Source organism: Achromobacter sp. Marseille-Q0513 (assembly GCF_018195695.1).
Taxonomy (GTDB): domain Bacteria; phylum Pseudomonadota; class Gammaproteobacteria; order Burkholderiales; family Burkholderiaceae_B; genus Achromobacter.
This window is the reverse complement of sequence record NZ_JAGTJY010000552.1, coordinates 1-430: the sequence shown is the minus strand read 5'-3', so window position 1 is coordinate 430 and position 430 is coordinate 1. Positions and strand designations below refer to the sequence as shown.

The window sequence follows — 430 nt, the reverse complement described above, 5'->3', positions numbered from 1 at the left end:
GCGGCCGCGCGGGCGGGAACGGCTATCGCTGGTCGTCCTTGTGCGCGCCGGATGCGCGGCCCTTGCCGGACGCCTCGCGCTGGCTGGGCGCGCCGCATCCCATGCTGGCGGTGGCGGCATGAAGGCCCGGACGAGAGGGATGGCGGACTTCGCGCGGCGCGCCGGGCTCAATGGCGCCTGCCTGGTCGCCGGCCTGCTGCTGCTGGTCGTGGTTGGCCTGACGGCCTGGCGCGAATGGAGCGTCCTGGCCCTGCGCCGCGAGGTCGCGTCCATGGAGGACAGCCTGGCGCAGCGCCGCCTCCAGCAGGAACGCGAGCAGCGCCGCAGGCTGGCGCAATCGCCCGAGGAGCGCGAGATCGAGGCCCTGCTGTCGCGCCAGAGAGCCGAGGACCGGCTGCGGCCGGCCATCCTGCGCGCGGTCGAGAAGGCC

1 pseudogene is annotated in these 430 nt (G+C 75.3%); it reads left to right on the top strand.

The features are described 5' to 3' along the window. Positions 1-139 precede the first annotated feature (139 nt). Positions 140-430: pseudogene (locus KDH83_RS31725) on the top strand (hypothetical protein); the annotation flags it as partial.